An 18,942-nucleotide genomic window follows, 5' to 3' on the forward strand; every position below is an offset into this window, starting at 1 on the left:
GCGCCGACGCGGATCAGCGCGTCAATAGGGCGATGACCGCCGCGACTTCCGTATGCCAGGCGCGGACCTGGTCCTCCGTGGGACCGATCTCGTACTGGTGGTAGTGGCATCCCAGGCAGAGTTGGCTCCACACGGCCTTCGCCCGGCGGGCGGTTCCCGCTTCGGCGCAGCCGCGGAGCCAAAGGAACGCGGACCGCTGGGTGCCCTCCCGGATCGCCCGGGGCGCCCGGTGGGCGGTGAGGCGGTCGGCGACGGCGCTCTCCAGAGCGGCACGGAGGGCGAACGCGGCACCTCGGCACCGACTCGTCGTGGCGGCGGACGCGGTGGGTACGGCCGTGTCAGCGGGCGGGGCGGGCTCGTCGGTGTCCGTGAGGAGCAGGTCGGCGGTGTCGAGAAGCTGACGGATCGTCTGGTTCACGGCCCCTCCTCGGGCTTGCGTACCGTCAGGGCGACGGCCTTGATGTCGTCCATGAACCGCTGGGGGTCCGGCATCGAGGTGCCCGACGGGTGGGCGCCCTCCTGGCACTGCCGGACAAGGTCCACCGCCTTGGGGCCGCACCGCCTGCGCAGTTCGCCGTAGACGTCACCGGCCGTCTTCGACGAGTCTCCGAAGAGCCCGAGGGCGGCCGTGTCCATGAGCGTGACGGCCCTCGCGACGGTCTTCTCCGCCTCGTGTTCGGTCATCCCCGCCCGGTGCAGCCGCAGCCAGGCGGCCTCGGAGAAGGCCCGTTCCAGGACGGCGCGGCAGAGGCTGGGCAGCACATGGGTCATCGCGACCGGCGGGAGGTTCCGCGTGCGGATGAGGGCGTGTGCGTCGGCCAGTGCCTGACGGACCGGATCGGTCACCCGCTTCACGGTGACCACGGACCGGCCCGCCCGCTCCACCTCCAGTACGGTGACCGGGAGTTCCTGGTGGGTGAAGGCCCGCTGGAGCCGTGTGTCGTGGGTGAAGACCACGACTTGCCGGGTCTCGCCGAGGTCATGCAGCACCTTCGCGAGGCCGTGGACCTTGGCGGGATCCATGGACTGCACGGGGTCGTCGATGACGACGAACCCGAAGGGGCTGTCCGGCGCGGCGGCGCGCGGCAGGAAGAGCGAGAGCGCGAGGGAGTGCAGTTCGCCCTGGCTCATCACACCGAGCGCCGACGCCTCGGTGCCGTCGACGGACACGTCCATCACCAGCTTGCGCACGTTGGCCTTCTCGCTGCCGGTCAGGCGTACGGAACGCAGGTCCACGCTGCTCTGCTGGCGCAGTTCCTCCCAGATCCGCTGCGAGTGGTCCTCGAACGGCCGCAGCCGCTCCTCGCGCAGCTCGGCCCGCGCCTCCTTGAGCCACTTGCGGGCCGCCCTGACCTGGCGAAGCCGGGGCCTGCCGGCGTACGCGGGCCGGGCCCGGTCGAGCCAGCCAGCGAGGCGGGTGACACAGGTGCGCCACTCCTCGTCGAGCTTTTCCAGCTCCCGCAGCGCCTCCTCGCGCAGCGCGGCACAGGCGTCGGCGAGGACGAGCGCTGCGGCCTCGGCGCGGGCCGCGGGCCGCTCGGCGTCGTCGAGCACCCGGCACGCCTGCCACTCCTCCCACGGGTCCACGAGCGGGGCGGGCAGCCACGCGGGGACCGGCGTGACGAGGTAGCGGAGGGCGTCCACCGCGTCCCGCAGCCCGGTGCGGGCCTCCTGCGCGGTCGCGGCCTCCTGCCGCAGGCCGGCCACCTGCTCGGCGGCCCGCCCGGCCCACGCCTCGTCGAGCGCCCGGTCGGACCCGCACACCGGGCAGGTGTCCTCGTCCTGGTGTCGACGGCTGTGCTCCAGGGCCTTGGCCAGCAGTTCCGCACGCTGGTGCGCGTCCTCGGCGCCCGAGGCACGTACGTCGTCGAGTACGGCGACGGCCTCGCGCAGCCGGTCCACGGCCGCGCCGACCGCGCCGAGGTCCGGTCCGGCCAGCGCGACGGTCGCACGCAGTTCCCTCAGGCGGCCCTCGTCCGCGGCGGGCAGTGCGGTCACGAGGGAGTCGAGCTCGGCGAAGTCGGGGTCGCCCGCCTTGCCGACGATCGCGAGCGCGCGTACCGCCCGCGGGTCGTCCAGCCCCGACAACGCCTCGGCGAGTGCGGGCCGTTCGGCCTCGACCTGCTTCAGCGCGGAGTCGAGCGTCTTCTCGATGCCCTGGAGCCGCTCGTCTGCGTCGGTCAGTTCGCGCAGTCCGAGGATGGCGGCGACCGAGTCGTACTGCTCGCTGGGCCTGCCATTGAGGATCTTGTCGAGATCCGCGTACGACAGGAAGGGGCTGTAGTCGTTCAGGGCCCGCTCCCACCCGATGCCGGCGAAGGGCCGCCGGCCGTGGCCCGGCCGCCTGAACTCGACCTCGGGGGCGGTGACGTCGTCGCCGGGCCAGGTGCACGTCAGCGTGGACGGCCGGGGGTCGCCCGCGAGGGCGAGGCGGACCTCGACCTTCGGGTCGGCCCCGTCGTGCAGATTGCGCCAGTGCCGGCGCCACACCTCGCCCCGCTGCTTGTCCAGGCGGGCGGTCCGGCCCGTGAGCGCCGTCTCGGCACCCTCGGCGAGGCTGGACTTCCCCGAGCCGTTGCGCCCCACGACGAGGGTGACGCCGGGCCGCGCGGTCAGCGGCAGCCGCGCCTTGCGGCCGATGCCGCCAAAGCCGTTGACGCTGATGGAGTCGAGGAACACCCGCTGGTCCGGGTGCGGGGCGGCGGGGGCGCCGGAGGCCTCCGGCGCGGTGGCGCCCAGTGCCTCGCGCAGGAGCTCCCGGGGTGCCTCGGCGAGCGCCGAGCCTTCGAGGCGGGCGGTCAGGCGGGAGAGCGTCGAGGAGGCGCCTCGGCGATGATCGACCTGCTGGTCGGATGCGTTCGGCTCGCTCTGTGCGGGGTGTTCCGTCATGGTGCTCTCCGCCCTCCGTGGTCGGTTCCGGGGCCGGGCCGTGCGCTGGGCGAGGGCCGTGAGCCTCTCGCTTTGCGCGAGCCCGGTGTGACGGAACAGACGTTAGAGGCGGAGAAGTTAATCAATCCATGGTCTCGGCGATAACCCTGGTTATCGCAAATTAGACCTCTGCACTGTCAGTTAGATGGGCGATGGACACTTCCGCCCACACCGTCTTGCCCAACGGGTAGCGCGGTGCCGAGCCCCAGCGCACGGCCAGGGTGTCGACCAGGAGCAGCCCTCGACCCGACTCTCCCTCTGGGGCCGACGAAGGCGGCATCGCCGGGGGTCGTTTCGCGGAGGCCGCGTCTGCGACCTCGACGCGGACCAGGCCCGCGGCCGCGTCGAGAGCGACCCGGAGACCGAAGCCGTGTCCCGGTACGCGGCCGTGGAGCACGGCGTTCGCGGCGAGTTCGGCGACCACGAGGGCGACCGCGCACGACGCGTCCGACGCCGGCGGATACCCCCGCTCCTCCAGGTGCTGTACGGCGAGTTGCCGAGCCAGTCGCGCACCCCGGGGCGAGGAGGTGAACTGTGCGACCAGAGGCGGCAGTTCGCTCTGTACGTTCGTCGTTTCTGTCAGCACGGCGTGGTCCGTCCTTGGCTGTCGAGCAGGGGATGTGGCGTGGTGTGCGTGAGTCGTCACGTTCCGCACTCAAGAGTCGTCCGGTAGCCCTACGCTCAACAGGTGACGCGGCCTTACTTTTCGACCCGTAAGGAACGGAAGTGACTCTTTGGCCAGTGGAATTGACCCCAGCGCGTCGATGGCCGCGCTGTTCGGTGCCCGGGTCCGCAGGCTTCGCCTCGCGGCCGGACTGACCCAGACCGAACTGGGCGACAAGGTTCATGTGGTGGGTACGCGCATCACTCAGATCGAGCGCGCCTCCGGGGCTAAACCGACACTGGAGTTGGCGCGGGCGCTGGATGTGGTCCTCGGTGCGGATGACTTGCTCGTGGAGCTGTGGCCGTACGTGTATCGGGAGGCGTTTCCGGACTGGTCACGGAGGTTCATGGAGTGCGCGGAGGGGGCGGTAGCCATTCGCGAGTACGCGGCTCACGTGGTGCCGGGCCTGTTGCAGACCAAGCAGTACGCGAGGGCCGTTCTGAGCGTCGGCCTGACGCTCAGCAGTGATGAGCAATTGGAAGAACGACTCGCAGTGCGCATGACACGGCAGGAACGGCTCGGTTCGCCCGACCGGCCGGACTTGTGGGTGGTGCTCGACGAAGCTGTTCTCAGACGTCCGATCGGCGGGTGCGACGTGATGCGCGCGCAGTTGGAGCTGCTGCTCTATGTGGCGGCGGAGCACGACATCACTGTCCAGGTGCTCCCGTTCGACCAGGGCGAGCACGACGCGATGGGCGGTTCCCTGACAGTGCTGACACTGCCGGATGGCTCTGAAGTTGCCTACACAGAGGGTGCTCACCACGGCCAACTCATTGAGGATCCAGCCGAAGTCAGCCGCTTCACAGTGACCTACGATCGGCTACGGGCGAATGCCCTGCCCCCGCTCATGTCGCTCGACATGATCCGATCCGCGATGGAGGGCTACAACCGTGGAGCGAATGTCCCGTCCCGATCTGAGCGTCGCCGCCTGGCGCAAGAGCAGCTACAGCAATCAGGAGGGCGGCAACTGCGTGGAGGTGGCCGAAGGATTCCGGGAGGCCGTCGTCCCCGTCCGTGACAGCAAGGTTCCGCAAGGTCCGGTGCTGTGCTTCGAAGCCGTCTCCTGGGCCGTCTTCATAGGTGAGTTGAAGGCTGGGGACCACCGTCCCTGAGCCCGCCGGGCTCTGGTCGTCGTCCATGCCATGGGCTCACCGTCCCCCTGTCCGCGAGGGCCCGGCAGGCCGCTGACCTCCCTAAAGAACCGGGGGGAAGAACTCCCGCCCACCCACCCTCCCCGGCCGCACGGCTCGCGTCACTCGTCCGAGTGACCGGCTTGCAGGCGCGGGATACGGACGGTTACGTTCGCCGCGACAACCGCACACAGACTTCGGCCCCCGGCCGGGACGGCAATCCCGATCGAGGGCCTGACCGATCAGGAAGTGAACACCTTCCCGATGGCTGACCCGCAGTCTAACGCGCCCTCGCGCGCCGACGCCGGAGCTCCGACCTCCGGCGTGATCCACGTCCGCACCCGGCTGACGGCCGACTTCACGGTGATCTCCAACGCCCTCGCCCAGATGCGCGGCAGCGCCGTCACGGTCGGCGTCGCGGCGTACATCTCCTCGCTGCCATACGGCACCCCCGTGACCATCCCGGCCCTGTGCAAGCACTTCAGCGAGGGCGAGATCCTGATCTCGCGGGCGCTGAGGGAGTTGGAAGCGGCCGGTTACCTGGAGCGCCGCCGCGAGCGGACGTCCACCGGGCACGTCCGTACCCGCACTTACTTCTGCGACGTCCCCGGCGGCGATCCGCATACGGAACCGGACCCAGATCCGGACCCAGATCCGGACCCAGACCCGGACGGGCCTACCGAGCCGCCGAAGCCGCGCGGGCCGCGAAAGCAGAGCGCCGCCGCTGTGGTCGTTCCAGCATCCGTGCCCCCGGAGGAGACGGTGGCCGCGCCAGCGCCCGCACCAGTCGGGACGGAGGCACCGGTCCCGCTCGCCGACTCAGACCCCCGAGCCGTCGCCGTACTCACCGCACTGCGCCGGGTCGACCCCCGCCTCATCCTGTCCGCGCAGGAAACCGCCCGCCTCGCTCCGGCCGTCGCCCGGTGGCTCGCGGCGGGCCTGCTGCCCACGCACATCACGGAGCACCTCACCGCACGGCTGCCGGACTACTTCCTCACCCGCCCGGTCGGCATCCTCGCCTACCGCCTCAAGGAGACTCCCCTGCCGGTACCAGCCAGGAGCGCGGAACCCGCCGTGCGCCCGATGGTCGTGCCCATGCGGAACTGCGACGGCTGCGACCGGGGCTTCCGCTCGGCGGAACCAGGCCGTTGCCGGGGCTGCCGGGCCGGGGACCAACTCCGTGCGGCCGGCTGAGCCGATGACCGGGTGTGCGGTCCACCCGCAGGTGGGAGGCTTGATGTGGCACGATGCGAAATCAGGCGCCAGGAGGAGGTGGGGCATGGTCGACAGGTTCAACGACGGGCTTCTGACGCCCACGGAAACCGCCTCCTACCTTGAGATTCCGCAGTCGACTCTCACGTCGTGGCTGAAGAACAAGGCCGCTGGAGCACCGCTGGTCCACCAGGTCGAGCCGGTGCGGAAGGGACAGCCCTCGGTGCCGTTCATCGCGGTGGCCGAGGCGCACGTTCTGCGTTCTCTGCGCTCTCTGGGACTCCGCATGAGCGAGATCAGGGAGGCGGCCGCCGCCGTACGAGATGCCTTCGACACCCCCTACGGCCTTGTGTCGAAGCGGATCGCCACGGATGGCGTGGACATCTTCATCGAGCACGGTTGGGGAGATCTGCGCAGAGCCCGCGACGGCCAGGTCGCCATCCACGAAGTGGTCTCCGACTATCTCCGCTACCTCACCTGGGAGCCGGGCGAGGACTTCCCCTCCAGCCTGCGGCTGAGGCAGTACCCGGACTCCGTCCCCGTCGTGATCGATCCGCGGTTCGGCCACGGCCTCCCCGTGGTGGCCGCCAACCGCGTCGCGGTCCAGGCGATCACCGACCTGTGGGAGGCGGGGGAGACCGTCGAGGACATCGCGTACGACTACGACATGACGCCTGAGCAGGTGGAAGCGCTCTGCCGGGCCGTGGTGCACCTTGCCGCCTGAGTTCTTCCTCGACCGGAACCTCGGTCGCCGTGTCGCGGAAGGACTGAGAGCCTGCGACTGGACGGTTCACCGCATCGGGGACGTGTTTCCTGACGACGGGCAGGACGTTCCGGACGAGGAGTGGATCACTTACGGTCTCGACCGGTCCTGGGTCCCGCTGTCGAAGGACGGGCGGATCAAGACCCGGGACCTGGAGATCCAGCCCGTCCTGGAGCGCGAGGCGGTGCTCTTCTACCTGGACAACCAGCAGCTTCGCAGCGTCGAGATGGTCGAGCGTCTCGTCGCCCGCCGTGACGCGATCCACCAGGCCGTCGAGAAGGGCGGCCCGGCTGCCTACGCCGTACGGCACGACCGTATTGAACGCACCTGGCCGTGACGGGAGGGCGCCCCTGGTCGAGCCCTCTTGTATGCGTTGCTACTTCGCTGCGGGCGCCCAGAGGGCGGCCACGATCTCCATCTGCTTGAGGACCAGGTCGACCGCCTCGCGCTCCTCCTCCGGCGGGTAGTCGAACATCGCCAGCACGCGGCGGATGCGGGTGCGCAGCTTGGCCCGGACGGGCTCGCGGGAGAGCCAATCGACAGAGAGGTTCTTCTGGATGTCCTTGACGAGGGCACGGGCGATCTCGGCGAGGGTGTCGTCGCCGCCCTCCATCACCTGGGCCATGTCGCGGTGGGCGACGGCGTCGTAGAAGGCCAGCTCGGCGTGGCTGAGCGGGGGGTCGAACCGCTCGCCGCGGCGGGCTTCCGCCGACACCTCCCGTGCCAGGGCGGCGAGTTCGGCGATGACCTGGGCGCTGGTGAGCTGCTGGAGCATGTACCGCTTCATCAGGTCGTTCAGGCGCTCGGTGAAGCTCTCGTTGCGGACGACGTTGTGCTTGGTCACCTCGCGCATCTTCTGCTGGATCATGCGGCGCAGGGCCTCGGTGACCAGGTGTGGGGTCTCGGAGTTCTCCAGCTTGCGCAGCTGCGCCTCGTTGAGGCGTGTGATGTCCAGCCGGCCGATCCCGGCCTCCGCGTACAGGTCGGTGATCTCGTCGGCGTCGACGACCGAGGCGGCGAGGGCTTGCAGATAGCGCTGGACCTCGGCGCTGAGTGGCTCTCCGTTCGCCTCGCGCTGGGCAGCGTCGAGCTTGATCATCCAGGCCCGCACCTCACTGAAGAAGGCGATGTCGCGACGCCAGTCGTCCAGGTCCTCGCAGCGCTCGGCGATCTCCTTGCTCATCGCACAGACACGGTAGAAGCGGTCCAGGCGGGCGGCGCTGTCCTTGAAACGGACGGAAAGCGGCTTGGCGGGGGGCTCGACCTTGTTGCCTGGGTTCTTCGGGTCGCGCAGGAAGTCGGCGGTCAGGCGCAGCGCGCGCTTGCGGGTGTCGAGGCGGCCGGTGTCGGCCAGCCACTCCTTCCAACCGCTCCCGGCCAGCAGGCCCTTGATGGTGGCGATCTCGTTCTTGACCTCGGTGACGGCTCTTTCGATGTCCGCGCCGAGGGTCTGGTCCTTGCGGTCCTGGTCCGAGTACTCGCGCAGGGCCTTGGTGAGGTTGTCGGTGAGGGGCGCGTAGCCGACGAGGAGGCCGTCCTGCTTGCCGCGGAAGCGGCGGTTGACGCGGGCGAGCGCCTGCATCAGGTTGGCGCCCTGCATCGGGCGGTCCATGTACAGGGTGTGGATGGGCGGCGCGTCGTAGCCGGTGAGCAGCATGGAATGGACGATGAGCAGCTCCAGCTCGTCGTCAGGGTCCTTGGCGCGCTTCTGGACGACCTTCTGCTGTGACTTGCGCAGCGAGTGCTTGCGCAGGTGCTCGGGGTCGGAGCGGTCGCCGTGGAAGACGATCTTCATGACGCCCTTGTCGACCTCGTCACCGACCCAGCTGGGCCGCCGCTCGGCCAGCGCGTCGAAGACCCGTACGCAGATCTCGCGGGTCGCGCACACGACCATCGCCTTGCCGGGGCCGCCGATGTCGGGCTTGACCAGCTCGCGGCGCTGCTCCCAGTGGGCGATCAGGTCTTCGGCGAGCTTGGCTATGCGGTCGGGGGCGCCGTAGACGGTGTTCATCGTCGTCGCGTACTGGATGGCGCGGCGGCGCTCGGCGTCGTCCATGCCCTCGGTGAGGGTGTTGGCCTGCTCGTCGAGATTGTTCGGGTCGATGCCCTTGGGCAGGTCGACCTCGATGACGCGCGGCTCGTGGAACACGCGGACCGTGGCCCCGTCGTCGACAGCGCGCTTCAGGTCGTAGATGTCGATGTACTCGCCGAAGACGGCACGGGTGTCGGCCTCGGCCTTCGAGATGGGCGTACCGGTGAACGCGAGCAGGGTGGCGTACGGCAGGGCATCGCGCAGGTGGCGGGCGTAGCCGTCGAGGCTGTCGTAGTGCGAGCGGTGCGCCTCGTCGACGATCACCAGGATGTTGCGGCGCTCGGAGAGGAGGGGGTGGGTTTTGCCGGCGTCCTTCTCCTCCTTGCTCAGGCCGAACTTCTGGAGGGTGGTGAAGAGGACCCCGCCGACGGTTCGCCTCTTCAGCTCGACGCGGAGGTCTTCACGCGTGTTGAGCTGGTGGGCCTTTGTCTCCAGCAGGGTCTCGCTGTCGAGGAAGGTGTCGTAGAGCTGGTCGTCGAGGTCGTTGCGGTCGGTGATGACGACGATGGTGGGGTTGTTGAGCGCCGGGTGGCGGAGTACCAGCGCGGCCGTCTCCACCATCTCCTCCGACTTGCCCGCGCCCTGCGTATGCCAGACGACGCCGGCCTGGCCGTTCGTCTGTGCCGCCTCGACGACGGCGTCCACCGCCTTGTTCACCGCGAAGTACTGGTGCGGCTTCGCGATGCGCTTGCCGGTCAGGGGCTCGCCCGGCTTGGGCGGGGGGAAGTTGACAAAGTTGCGGGTGAGGGAGAGGAACCGGTCCTGTGTGAACAGGCCGTGCAGGGCCAGGTTCAGCGCGTCGAGGCCGTCGTAGCCGGGCTCGTTGGTGTCGACGGGCTTGCCCTCGTGGTCGACGTTCCAGGGCGCGAAGTGCTCGTATGGCGTGAATGCGGTGCCGTACTTGGCGGTTATTCCGTCCGAGACCAGGCAGAGGACGTTGTAGCGGAACGCGATCGGGAACTCCGAGACGTACGTCTGGAGTTGGGCGTGCGCCGACTTGAGGGTCGCGTTCTCGTCGGAGGCGCTTTTCAGCTCGACGACGGCGAGGGGGAGTCCGTTGACGTACAGGACGATGTCGAAGCGGCGGTGACTGCCGTCGGTGTCCCTGACGGTGACCTGATTGACGGCGAGGTAGCTGTTCGCGTCGGGGTCCATGAAGTCGACGAGGCGGACGGTGGGGGTCTGCTCGGCGCCGAACTCGTCGGTGTAGGTGAGGCGAATGCCGGTGGTCAGGTGCTCATGGGCTTGTTTGTTCTCCGGGTACGCCTCGCGGGAGGAGGGGTCGGTGGCGATACGCAGCGCTTCGTGGACGGCGGTGGCGGTGAGCTCCGGATTCAGCTTCTCGATGGCCGCCTGGAGCTCGTCGTGGAGGATCAGGTCGTCCCAGGCTTGGCGGTGGCCGGTGCCGGGGGCTAGGTCTTTGCCGGGCTTGGTTTCCCAGGCGAGTTGGGCGAGTTCGTCGAGAGCCAGGTGTTCCCAGGTGGACTCGGTCATTTTGGCGTCGAGGTGGGCGGGGGTGGGGTCGCTGTTGCCTTCGGTGGTCATACGGCGTCCTCCATGATCTTCTCGGCGTCACGGACTCGGAGCTTGCCGGACATTAGCTGGGGGAGGAGAGCGTCGCGGAGCATGGCGAGGGCGCGAGATTCTTCTTGCGCCTGGGTTGACCGCGTCATGAGCGCACGCACCCGATTATCTAGTTCCGGCGCGACCAACCGAGATGGGATCCTTACAGAATGGCGATGCGCCGCCTCTCTATTCAGACCGGGCACAGCCGAATCTCCAACGAGAGCCGAAAGCTGTGCGGACTCAAGCACAAGGAATGCCAATTCGGGGGAAAGGTAGTCTTTGTGCAACTCAACGAAGAAAGCCGTATCAATTACCCAGCAAGGGCGAGGTGCCCAGGAAATCCAACCAGCGTTCGCCCCCTTCCGTCCGACCACAGGCCCCGCGCACGCCGTAAGCGCCGAGTCATGCCACCCCACCTGGCCTGTGCAGCCATAGACGGGTACCGCACCCGGGCAACGGTCGGGCTCGCGCAGGGCCTTGCCATACCTGAGCGAGACGACATCGCCCAATTCCGTGCTCTCGCCATCCTGGGCTGATGCTTCCGAATACAGCGCACGGGCCAGATTGAGAGCGACTTCCGTGAGGCGCTCGTTGGCCGCGATCTTGCCATCCAGTGCCCCAAGCACGCCGGAAATTGCTCGCTGAATTTCCAGCGGTGGCACAGTAACGCTCAATCGCCGTTGTTCCGTAAGCGACACATACGCCGCCATATCGGACTCATTTTCGCGGGCTCGAAGCTGTGCCCTGAAGGGCTCAGACTGAAGGAAGGCGTAGAGATATAGGGGATCGATTACCTCAGGGTTTAGGCTACGCCAGAACGTAGTTTGTGGCGAGCAAACAAATGGAGGGCTGGCGGCTGGGGCGAAAGCAACCTTCCCCACCGTCCCTTTGTGGGAGAGGATTACATCATAGGGTGCGCCAATTCCTTTTCGAACTCTCGCCCTGGCGATTTCGTTGATCTTTTGGGCTGACTCGAAGAGAACGCGACCACCCTTCATGTCTGCGGCACGAATAAAAGCCGTTCCATTTTCCCCGAACTCCGTCGGCCTCGGTCGATACTCGCCGTGGTTACCGTCTTGCACCAGGAGAACGCCGTCAGATTCGAGGTCGCTAACAATGCGCTGCCACTTAGCCACTGATCCTCCCCAACTGCTCCCGGACCACCACATCCAAGCGAGCTGACTCATCCAATTGCTCGAACAGCTCCTTCGTTAGCCGAGCGATCCGCTCCTCCACTGGCTCAGCATCCGGATCCTCTGTGGCCTCCGCCGCCCCCACATACCGGCCCGGTGCCAACACATAGTCGTGCTTCTCGATCTCCTCTAGTGTCGCGCTGAAGCAGTACCCCGGTACGTCCTCGTACGAAAGGCCCTTGTCCCTCGCCGACTTCGTGCCCCGCCACGCGTGGTACGTGTCGGAGATCTTCTCCAGATCCTCCTCCGTGAGGATCCGCTCTGTGCGGTCGACCATCGTGCCCATCGCGCGCGCGTCGATGAACAGCACCCGGCTCCGCCGGTCCTCCAATGCATTCGTGCCCTGCGGTCCCTTGTCCTTCGTCAGGAACCACAGGCACGCCGGAATCGCCGTCGTACGGAACAGGTTGCCCGGCAGGGCGATCATGCAGGAGACCAGGTCCGCCTCGACCATGGCCGCGCGGATCTCGCCCTCGCCCGACTGCTTCGACGACATCGAGCCGTTCGACAGGACCACGCCCGCGCTGCCCCGGTCCCCCAGCTTGGACACGATGTGCTGGAGCCAGGCGTAGTTGGCGTTCGACTGGGGCGGGGTGCCGTACCTCCATCGCCTGTCGTCCGACTTCCTCGCCCAGTCGGACATGTTGAAGGGCGGGTTGGCCATCACGAAGTCAGCCTTCAAATCGGGCAACTTGTCGTCCGCGAACGTGTCCGCCCAGCGGTCGCCGACGCCCTTCGGGTCCATGCCGTGGATCGCGAGGTTCATCTTGGCCAGGCGCCACGTGCGCTCGTTGGCCTCCTGGCCGTAGACCGCGATGTCGTGCGTGTGGTCCTTGCCGCGCCGCTTCGCGACGAACTTGCCGCTCTGCACGAACATGCCGCCCGAGCCGCACGCCGGGTCGTACACCCGCCCCTCGTACGGCTCCAGGACCTCGACGATCAGGCGGACCACGCTCGCCGGCGTGTAGAACTCACCGGCCCGCTTGCCCTCGGCACGGGCGAACTTCTCCAGGAAGTACTCATACGTCTCGCCCAACACGTCCTGCGCGGGGCGGTTACCGTGCCCCGTGAAGCGCGCGTCGCTGATCAGGTCGACGAGTTCCTTCAGGCGCTTCTGGTCGACGTTGTCCCGGTTGAAGATCTTCGGGAGGACGCCGGTGAGGGTCTTGTTGGCCTTCATCACCTCGTCCATGGCCTCGTCGAGGAGCTTGCCGACACCGCCCTCCGCACTGGCCGCGTTCTCGGAGATGTAGTCCCAGCGGGCTGTCGGGGGCACCCAGAAGACGTTCTTCTCCGTGTACTCGTCCTTCTCCTCCAGGAAGGCCGCCCGGCGGTGCTCCGGGATCTGGGCCAGCTCAGGGTCGGCGGCCAACTCCTCCCGGCGTTCGGCGAAGGCGTCGGAGACGTACTTCAGGAAGACCAGGCCGAGCACGAATTCCTTGTACTGGGCGGCGTCCATGGAGCCGCGGAGCTTGTCCGCAGCCTTCCACAGGATGTCCTGGATCTCCTTGGTGCTGGAGACACTGAGCAGTTCGCCTTGTCCGGCGGCTGCCGCGGCTCGCTTGCGGGGAGGCATCGTTCCTTCTTCCAGACGGTGTCGGTGGGTGGGTTACGTGCGGTCGGTCGTTCGTAGTTCGCCGAGGGTCAGGGTGCCGTCGGCCAGGCCCGCGATCGTCATCCTGCGGGCTTCCGCAAGGGCATAGGCCTGGGCTCGCAGCAGGCGTTCTCGGCGTTCCGTCTCGGCCAGCAGGGCGTCGAAGCGCAGAACCTCCTCCGGCTCCAAATCAGGGAGCTGGTAGTCCTCGATACGGCGGGCCGGGCGTACGGCGCTGGGGCTGCGGGCGGTGCCGCGGGCCGCGCCGAGCAGGGCCGCCAGGACCCGCGGGGTGAGCGGACGGGGGGCGCCGGCGTTGACACGGAGGACGCGGGCCGGGAACGCGACGACCGAGAAGCCGTCGTGGTCGACGTACACGCCGAGGCGGGGCGCGAGGGTGTAGACGACGTCACCGGGCTCGGTGAGCGCCGCCCGTTCGTACACCGTCGCCAGCAGTAGACGGTCGATGCGGCGCCCGCCAACGGCTTGTTCGCCGGTGATCTCCTCGGGACCCAGGACGGTGTGGTGGCCGTCTCGGGTGAGGTGCTGCTCGTCGATGCGGTGGCCGGGGAGCCGGGTCACCCTGCGTGCGGTGATCAGTTTGCCGAGGGTGGTGCGCCTGGGCAGGCGGCCGACCCTGCGCATCACGGCACCGCGGTATGGGCCCCGCTCGTCCTCGTACGCCAGGGTGTCCGCCGTCGCGCGCTCCAGGCGTGCCTCGGCCTCAGCGATCAGGGCGGGCCGTTCGGTGACCTTGTCGGACCAGATCGCGGAGGCGGGCGGCGCAGGTGGGGTCAGAGGGCCGCCGAAGGCCCGGTCCAGGTCGGCGACGGGGACCACCCGGCCGTAGCGCGGGTCGTGGCCGTCGAGTCCTCGGAAGCCTTCCGCCCGCCAGAGGAGAACGTCCTCGGCGAGCCGCATGCGCACGCCCGGTGTGAGCTGTTCCGAGCTGATGTCGGCCAGTAAGACCTTGCCCTCCGCCGCCTGGACCGGGCCGCGTGTGAGCGTCCACAGCGCGGGACGGTAGCCGGGGCGGAAGGGCAGGACCCCGCCGGGAAGCGAGATGACCGACTCGACGATGTTCTCGCGCAGGAGGGCCGAGCGTAGCTGGGCAGCCTCCGTGCTCTTCAGTTCGTCGACGAGCGCGTCGGCCGGTCCGAGGACGACGGCCGTACAGCCGGGGCGGAGGAGGTAGGCGACGCGTTCGAGCTCCGTCAGGGCGGTGAGTACCGAGCGGTCCTCGCCGGGGCGGTACGGAAGCTGGGTGACGACGAGGTCGGGGGCCGCGAAGCGTTCCTCCAGGTCGGTGCCGGTCTGGACGTCGAGGTCGAGTTCGCCGACGCCCGCCAGCAGGAGGCGGCGGCGGGTGATGCGGGTGAGCCGTTCGTCGGGATCGGCGGCCAGGACAGTGACGCGGTCGTGGTCCTCCGTGTCGTCGAGGAGCGCGGCGAGCAGGTCGCCGGCGCGGGCGTGCGGGTCGGCGAGGGTGAGGGACTCGCCCTGCTCAAGGCGGAGGCGGAGGTCGGTGAGCTGGGTGAGCAGGCTCCGCAGCTCCGGGGTGACCGCGTCGGCGGCGAGGGAGTCCAGTCCGAGCCGGGAGCGGGCGGCGAGCAGCCACTCGTACGCGCCGCGCTCGTCGTAGGCGGACTCGATCAGGCCCTCGGCGAGGCGGGCGAGCGGGGCCGCCGTGGCGTCGATGGCGCGAAGCTCGCGGAGTACGAAATCGTCCTCGGCGTCGATCCGTTCGGCTCGGCGCAGCAGCGCGGACCAGAGGGCCTCGTCGGCTTCGGGCGCGGAGGCCGGGGAGACGTTCGCGTCGTCGGCCAGTGGCCGGCCATCGAGTCGGCGCAGGCACAGCAGGCTGCCGAGCGTCTCGACCAGCTGCCACGGCGTGAAGCGGTCCCGTAGCGCGACGATGCCGAAGAGGGCGAGCTCGGATCGGAGCTCCGACGGGGTGGCGTTACCCAGGCCGGACGCGATCAACCAGGCGGTCACCTGTGCGCCGTCGAACAGCGGTCGTCCCGAGTTCTCGGACAAGGCGGCGGGGAAGTCCGGGTGGCGTCGGCGCCAGGTGGACACGACAGGGCGCTTCACCCGGGCGAAAGTCGCGATATCGGACATCGATACAAGGCGGGGTGCCGGGATGCGTAGTCTCGTGTCTGGCAGATCAGCAACCACGATGTATCCCTCCCTCGCCTGTCTCGTAACAGCCGCCCCGGCCATTCAGCGGGCTCGGGTCGTACGTGTCGGTCTGCCGCTGCGGCCTTCGTCCGTCGCCACGAACGATACGGCGACTCCCACGTTCCGTGCGTGGAACTGATTGATAATCCGGGTTATCAGCTTAATCGTCCCTGTCGGGTGCTGTTCGCGTCACAATGGCTGTCGACGTGATCCAGGGGCGGCCGTTCCGTGGCTGGATGGCAGCGGATCGTGCGAGCCTCGTCAACTAGCGTGCGCGTTGCGGTAGTTGGCAACCACTGAGACAGGGGATGCGCAATGGGTGATCTGGCCAGGGCGGTGGCCGAGCTTGAGTCACGGGTCGAGGACGTACGCATGCTGCGACAGATCGTGGAGCGTCTCGACACGGAGATCGCGACGCGTATGGATGAGATCGAGACGATCGGCGGCGCCGTTCTCGACCTTCATGGCGATCTCGACAACCAGATCGCCGAGTACGACTACTCGGCGGTCGAGCAGTCCGTCGCATCCCTCCGGGGAATGGTGGACATGGAAACGGTCCTCCCGGCGATCGACACGGTACTGCTGCTCACCGCACTGCGTGATGACGAACCCGTGCCCGATCTGACACTTCCGCTGTCGGCGTTCGAAGACGGCGACAGCGGCGAGCATCCTCGCCTCACGCAGGAGGACCTGGAACCGCGACTTCAAAGCGGATCTGGCACGGGCGGACCAGCGCTGGGAAGAGATCTGGGGCGACGAGGCCTGGGCGGACTCCGACGAACGGGACTCCCGGCGGGCCGAGCACCGAGCGGAAGCCGAGCTGGAAGCGATCAAGGACCGTGCCCGCCGGGCGGCGGCTCATATCGAGGAGATCGTCGACCACATCGGTGATGAGCTGTGGCCCGAACTGGTGGAGGCTGTACAAGCCGGCGACCGGGGGCGCGCGGTCCGGGCGCTGGCGGCTGCGAGTGCGGCGGCCCAGGAGACCGAGCCCGCCTACAAGCTCTACGAAGTCAACCTTTCAGCGCAGTACGAGTCGGCGCCGATGTCACTCGGAGCCATGGGCGAGTACCTGAGCGACTTCGAGACGTGGTTGAGGTCACCCAAAGCCGAGTGACCCGCGAACGCGGACGGCTTCCGGCCCACCCGGCAGTCGGTCAGACATGCCGCGACGACGGCTTCCGGTTACATCGCGGCGCACACCCACAAGTACGGAACGGGCAAGCTCCCCGTCCCTCTGGCCGATGGCCGCGGCCCTGCGTGATCTTCAGCAGGACGTCAACCGAGCGGCCGGAAGGCCAGGGCCGGGGCGACCTGAGCGGGGGCGAGCGCCAGTTCTTCCCGCGCGGTTGTTTTCGGGAGCCGCGAAGAGGCTGTGCCCCGCCAGGGTCTACCTGGCGGGGCACAGCCGGGGTACCCGAGGTCAGTCGTCCTCGGCCTCGTCCTCGTCCGCGTCGAAGCGCGGCAGGACGTCGGTGTCCAGGCCGTACTCGCCGAAGAGATCGACCAGGGCTCTGGTCATGGCGTCCAGGCCGCCTTCACGGATGACCACGAGGTCGGGGATCCGCAGGTACAGGCCGCCGGCGCACTCGCCGGTGGTGGATCGGTGGTCCATCACCTCGGCGATCTTCCGAGGGGTCATGAAGGTCGCGGTCCACCCCTTGCCGTCACGGGCGCGGATGACCGCGTCGACATCCTCGACGGTGTCGGCGTCGTCCTCCAGGCCGAGTACGTACGTGACGGAGAAGTCGGCCGTCTCCACGGTCACGAGCGGCTCATGAGCCATAGATCTTCAGCAACTCCTTGATGACGTTCGGCTCGTTCGGCTTGTCGGACTTGCCGATGATCTCAAAGCCGCCTTCGACCTCGCGGAAGAAGAGCCGTGCGCCCTTGTCGCCCCGAAGGTAGCGGATGCCGTGCGAGAGCGCCTTGGAGCCCTTGCCCGGCTGGTCATTGCCGTCCAGCAGCTTGTTGATGAGCTGGTTCATCTCGCGCTGCACGTCCTCGTTCTTCGTGGACTTCTCGGCGAGCTTGGCGAGCTTGCTGTTCTTGCCGAGCGCCGAGGTCACGCAGATCTTCGGCTTGCCGGCGGCGGCCAGTGCCCCGGTCTTCGCGGAGGTCCCGTGGAACGCGGCCGGCCGGGCGGCGGCGGTGCCTGCCGCGAGGAGGCACGATACGGCGCTCTGGCCCTTCTTGAGCCGGTCCAGGACCGTACGTAGCCGGTCCAGGGTGTCCTTGGCCTTGTCCAGTTTCTCCCAGAAAGAGTAGATGCCGTTGCTGACCCGGTAGATCGCCTTGCCCACGGCTGGAACCTTGGTGACGGCCGCGCCCACGAGGATGACGTTGACCAGCGTCCACAGGCAGCCCTCGACGTCGCCCTGGGTGAAGCACTTCTTGGCGTCGGTGTAGCCCAGCTCGTCGAGGAGGATCTGGCCGCCGTTGTCGACCACCCAGTCCATGACGTCCATGGCCAGCAACTGCCTGGCCGACCGGAAGTCGTCCACGCAGGACTGGCCGCACTGGGCGAGGAGCAGCGCCTCCTCGCTCTGGGTGAGGTCCGCTCCCGTGTCGGGCTTGGGGCCCTCCAGCGCGGCCTTGCGGGCTTCCTCCTGCTCCCTGAGGAACTCCTGCTCGGCGCGGTCGGCTGCCCCGTCGGCCGCCTTGGCGTCCTCGCCGGCGTTGGCCGCGGACTTCTCCGCGGCGTCCGCGTCCTTCTCCGCCTGGGTGGCCGCCGAGTCCGCGGCGCCGGAGTCGCGGGTCGCGGCGTCGGCGGAGGCGCGGGCGTTCGTGGCGCTCTTCTCGGCCTCGGTGGCCTCGTTGTCCGCCGCGGCGGCCTCGCTCGATGCGTCGCGGGCGGCACTGTCGGCGTAGAACCAGTCGGTGCCCGCCTGCGCGACGTACTCGCCGGTCTTGGCGTCGGCCTTCTTCGCCGCCTCCGCGGCCTTGGCCGCCTCCGCGGCCGAGGCCCGGGCCTCGGCCACGGACTTGAGCGCCGCCGCCGCGTCTGCTGCGGCAGCCGCAGCCGCCTGCGCGGCGAGCTTGGCGTCGCCGGCCGCCTTGTCGGCCAGCGCCTTGGCGTCGGCGGCGGCCTTGGCCGCTTCCTTGGCCTTGGCGGCAGCCGCGGCTGCCTGCTGCTCGGACAGCGACATGGAGGTCTGGCCGATCAGCACGGCGAAGGCGGCCGCGGTGTCCGACTCCCGGTAGGGGGTGCCCGCCGCGATGGCGGTGTTGGCGGGCTTGATCACCTCGGTCGCCGAGTCGCGGGCCGCGGCGGCCGCCTGGCCGGCCGCGTACGCCTGTCCGGCGGCCTCCGCCGCCCAGGCCCTGGTCTTGGCGGCCTCGTCGCGGGCCGCTCGGGCCTCCTGGCTCGCCTTGAGTGAGGCGGCCTGGGCCTTCTTGGCCTCCTTCTCGGCGTCGGCGGCGTTCGCCGACGCGGCCTCGGAGGCGTCGATGGCCTCGGCTGCCGCGGCGTGCGCGACCGCGCCCGCGGTGACGGCCGTCTGGTAGGCCGACCACGCCTTGTCGGCCGCCGCGCGGGAGCGCTGCGCGGCGGCGTCGGACCGGGTGGCAGCGGCGCGGGCGTTCTGCGCCGCGGTGCTCGCCTCACCGGCGGCGGCGT

Annotated in this window: 16 protein-coding genes; 7 read left to right on the top strand and 9 right to left on the bottom strand. The window is 68.9% G+C overall.

Annotated features, from left to right (window positions below):
- Window positions 1-13: 13 nt before the first annotated feature.
- The 3 genes from JF597_RS38275 to JF597_RS38285 all read right to left on the bottom strand — a co-directional run bounded on the left by JF597_RS38275 (window position 14) and on the right by JF597_RS38285 (window position 3,514).
- Window positions 14-418: a hypothetical protein gene (locus tag JF597_RS38275; protein WP_294006893.1), complete on the bottom strand. Its 405-nt coding sequence runs from the start codon at window positions 416-418 to the stop codon at window positions 14-16.
- Window positions 415-2,889: an AAA family ATPase gene (locus tag JF597_RS38280; RefSeq protein WP_294006896.1), complete on the bottom strand. Its 2,475-nt coding sequence runs from the start codon at window positions 2,887-2,889 to the stop codon at window positions 415-417. The genes JF597_RS38275 and JF597_RS38280 overlap by 4 nt, the downstream gene beginning before the upstream one ends.
- Before the next feature lie 160 nt (window positions 2,890-3,049).
- Window positions 3,050-3,514: an ATP-binding protein gene (locus JF597_RS38285; protein ID WP_294006898.1), complete on the bottom strand. Its 465-nt coding sequence runs from the start codon at window positions 3,512-3,514 to the stop codon at window positions 3,050-3,052.
- 178 nt (window positions 3,515-3,692) lie between these two features.
- Here JF597_RS38285 and JF597_RS38290 point away from each other — a divergent pair, with 178 nt between their 5' ends.
- From JF597_RS38290 to JF597_RS38310, 5 genes are all read left to right on the top strand, one after another.
- Window positions 3,693-4,610, top strand: a complete 918-nt coding sequence (locus JF597_RS38290; protein ID WP_294006901.1) for a helix-turn-helix transcriptional regulator — start codon at window positions 3,693-3,695, stop codon at window positions 4,608-4,610.
- A complete protein-coding gene (locus JF597_RS38295) occupies window positions 4,570-4,704 on the top strand; it encodes a DUF397 domain-containing protein (protein ID WP_294006939.1) in 135 nt (44 codons plus the stop codon). Before JF597_RS38290 ends, JF597_RS38295 begins: the two co-directional genes overlap by 41 nt.
- 282 nt (window positions 4,705-4,986) lie before the next feature.
- Window positions 4,987-5,916, top strand: a complete 930-nt coding sequence (locus tag JF597_RS38300) for a hypothetical protein (RefSeq protein WP_294006904.1) — start codon at window positions 4,987-4,989, stop codon at window positions 5,914-5,916.
- A gap of 85 nt (window positions 5,917-6,001) precedes the next feature.
- Window positions 6,002-6,658 carry a DUF433 domain-containing protein gene (locus JF597_RS38305; protein WP_294006907.1) on the top strand — a complete coding sequence of 219 codons (657 nt, stop codon included), beginning with the start codon at window positions 6,002-6,004 and terminating at the stop codon, window positions 6,656-6,658.
- Window positions 6,648-7,034, top strand: coding sequence for a toxin-antitoxin system, toxin component, PIN family protein (locus tag JF597_RS38310; protein ID WP_294006910.1), 387 nt, complete (start codon window positions 6,648-6,650; stop codon window positions 7,032-7,034). The genes JF597_RS38305 and JF597_RS38310 overlap by 11 nt, the downstream gene beginning before the upstream one ends.
- A gap of 39 nt (window positions 7,035-7,073) precedes the next feature.
- On the opposite strand, the gene JF597_RS38315 is transcribed toward JF597_RS38310, so the two are convergent.
- From JF597_RS38315 to JF597_RS38330, 4 genes are read right to left on the bottom strand one after another with little or no spacing between them, the layout of a single operon-like run.
- Window positions 7,074-10,334 (bottom strand): type I restriction endonuclease subunit R, encoded by a 3,261-nt coding sequence (locus JF597_RS38315; protein WP_294006913.1) that lies wholly within the window; start codon window positions 10,332-10,334, stop codon window positions 7,074-7,076.
- Window positions 10,331-11,491, bottom strand: a complete 1,161-nt coding sequence (locus tag JF597_RS38320) for a restriction endonuclease subunit S (RefSeq protein ID WP_294006916.1) — start codon at window positions 11,489-11,491, stop codon at window positions 10,331-10,333. The genes JF597_RS38315 and JF597_RS38320 overlap by 4 nt, the downstream gene beginning before the upstream one ends.
- Window positions 11,484-13,124, bottom strand: a complete 1,641-nt coding sequence (locus JF597_RS38325) for a class I SAM-dependent DNA methyltransferase (protein WP_294006919.1) — start codon at window positions 13,122-13,124, stop codon at window positions 11,484-11,486. Before JF597_RS38325 ends, JF597_RS38320 begins: the two co-directional genes overlap by 8 nt.
- 33 nt (window positions 13,125-13,157) lie before the next feature.
- On the bottom strand, window positions 13,158-15,236 hold the full coding sequence (locus tag JF597_RS38330) for a hypothetical protein (protein WP_294006923.1): 2,079 nt from the start codon (window positions 15,234-15,236) through the stop codon (window positions 13,158-13,160).
- A 459-nt stretch (window positions 15,237-15,695) separates the two neighbouring features.
- On the opposite strand from JF597_RS38330, the gene JF597_RS38335 reads away from it, so the two are divergent.
- Both JF597_RS38335 and JF597_RS38340 read left to right on the top strand, forming a co-directional pair.
- Window positions 15,696-16,214 (top strand): hypothetical protein, encoded by a 519-nt coding sequence (locus JF597_RS38335; RefSeq protein WP_294006925.1) that lies wholly within the window; start codon window positions 15,696-15,698, stop codon window positions 16,212-16,214.
- Window positions 16,215-16,233: 19 nt separating this feature from the next.
- Window positions 16,234-16,440, top strand: coding sequence for a hypothetical protein (locus JF597_RS38340; RefSeq protein WP_294006927.1), 207 nt, complete (start codon window positions 16,234-16,236; stop codon window positions 16,438-16,440).
- A 306-nt stretch (window positions 16,441-16,746) separates the two neighbouring features.
- Here the strand turns inward: JF597_RS38340 and JF597_RS38345 are convergent, their stop codons facing one another.
- Together JF597_RS38345 and JF597_RS38350 are read right to left on the bottom strand one after the other, a co-directional pair.
- Complete coding sequence (locus JF597_RS38345; protein ID WP_294006929.1) at window positions 16,747-17,109, bottom strand: hypothetical protein; 363 nt, start codon at window positions 17,107-17,109, stop codon at window positions 16,747-16,749.
- The gene (locus JF597_RS38350) at window positions 17,099-18,775 is read right to left on the bottom strand and encodes a hypothetical protein (protein WP_294006942.1); all 1,677 of its coding nucleotides are present in this window, start codon (window positions 18,773-18,775) and stop codon (window positions 17,099-17,101) included. Before JF597_RS38350 ends, JF597_RS38345 begins: the two co-directional genes overlap by 11 nt.
- Between the last annotated feature and the right edge of the window lie 167 nt (window positions 18,776-18,942).

The organism is Streptomyces sp., assembly GCF_019510245.1.
Classification (GTDB): Bacteria; Actinomycetota; Actinomycetes; order Streptomycetales; family Streptomycetaceae; genus Streptomyces.